Source organism: Herbaspirillum sp. B65 (assembly GCF_000333555.1).
Taxonomy (GTDB): Bacteria; Pseudomonadota; Gammaproteobacteria; order Burkholderiales; family Burkholderiaceae_D; genus Herbaspirillum; species Herbaspirillum rubrisubalbicans.
The window spans coordinates 1-1,496 of record NZ_BADI01001138.1 but is presented as its reverse complement, the minus strand read 5'-3'; the positions used below and the strand labels follow the sequence as shown (position 1 = coordinate 1,496).

Here is a 1,496-nt window from a genome sequence, read left to right as displayed (position 1 = left end):
TCAGCATCTGCTGCCAGTCCACGGCCAGCGGCAGCATGCCTTCGACCAGCAGACGGAAGGTGATGGCGAAGGTCGCCAGCTTCGGTGCGGCACCCAGCAGCAGGGTCACCGGGGTGGGCGAACCTTGGTAGACGTCAGGCACCCACATGTGGAAGGGCACGGCACCCAGCTTGAAGGCCAGGCCAGCCACCACGAACACGATGCCGAACACCAGCGGGGTGCGGTCAACGGTACCGGAGACGATGGCGCGGAAGACTTCGTTCAGCTCCAGTGCACCGCCGGTCGCACCGTACAGCATCGACATGCCGTACAGCAGGAAGCCGGAGGCCAGTGCGCCCAGGATGAAGTACTTCATGCCGGCTTCGGTCGAAGCGGCGTGGTCACGGCGCAGGGCCACCAGGGCATACAGCGACAGCGACATCAGTTCCAGGCCCAGGTAGATGGACAGGAAGCTGTTGCCGGAGATCATGACCATCTGGCCCAGCAGCGCGAACAGCGCCAGGGCGTAATATTCGCCGCCCAGGGGACCACCGGTGATGCCGCGAGCAGTGTTGTACTGGCGCGAGTAGATGAGCGTGACGCCCACACCCAGGTAGGTGAACAGCTTCAACAGGTTGGCCAGCGGATCGGACACGAACATGTTGTTGAACGTGTAGACCGTAGCGCCCGTGTTGAGGTCGGCAAAGGTCAGTACCGCACACACCACCAGCGCTGCCAGGGACAGCAGATAGGTGATGACGCGCTTGCTTTCCGGCAGGAACATATCGATCAGCAGGATCGCGGAAGTCGCGATCAGCAGAAATATTTCCGGATAGACAGGNATCAGATTCATGTTATTCATTTAGTTACTACCGCTTGTGTACGCCCGCTTGTGTCGCGACCTTGATCGCGCCGCCCGACCGGCAATGCCACACCGGCTCGTCTCGTTACTCTTTGTTGCCCAGCTTGGTTGTCGGCGGGACGCGAGCGCCCCGCCCTTCACTTCTGCGCAGATCAGTTGATCTTGGAGACCGCCACGTGCTTCAGCAGGTCGGTCACCGAGGTCTGGATGCTGTCGGTGATGATGCCGGGATAAATACCCATGACCAGGGTAGCGATCGCCAGCAGGCCCAGGATGAAGAACTCGCGGCCATTCACATCCACCAGTTCAGCCACGTGATGGTTGGTCACGGCACCGAAGATCACGCGCTTGGCCAGCCACAGCGAGTACGCTGCGCCCAGGATCAGGGCGGTGGCAGCCAGGAGACCAATCCAGAAGTTGAACTTCACTGCACCCAGGATCACCATGAATTCGCCGACGAAACCGGAAGTGGCCGGCAGGCCGCAGTTGGCCAGCGAGAACAGGATGAAGAAGAAGGCGAAGCGCGGCATCTTGTTGACCACACCGCCGTACTGCGAAATCTCGCGGGTGTGCATCTGGTCATACAGCACGCCGATACACATGAACATCGCGCCGGAGACGAAACCGTGCGAGATCATCTGCACGATACCGCCCT

General features: G+C 60.8%; 2 protein-coding genes. Both read right to left on the bottom strand.

Annotated elements, in window-relative coordinates; all coding sequences use genetic code 11:
• Window positions 1-841, bottom strand: an 841-nt coding sequence (locus tag I5W_RS26765; protein ID WP_044531543.1) for an NADH-quinone oxidoreductase subunit N, incomplete at its 3' end; no start/stop codon positions are given.
• Between the two features lie 152 nt (window positions 842-993).
• On the bottom strand, window positions 994-1,496 hold a 503-nt coding region (locus tag I5W_RS26760), incomplete at its 5' end, for a proton-conducting transporter transmembrane domain-containing protein (RefSeq protein WP_044531542.1).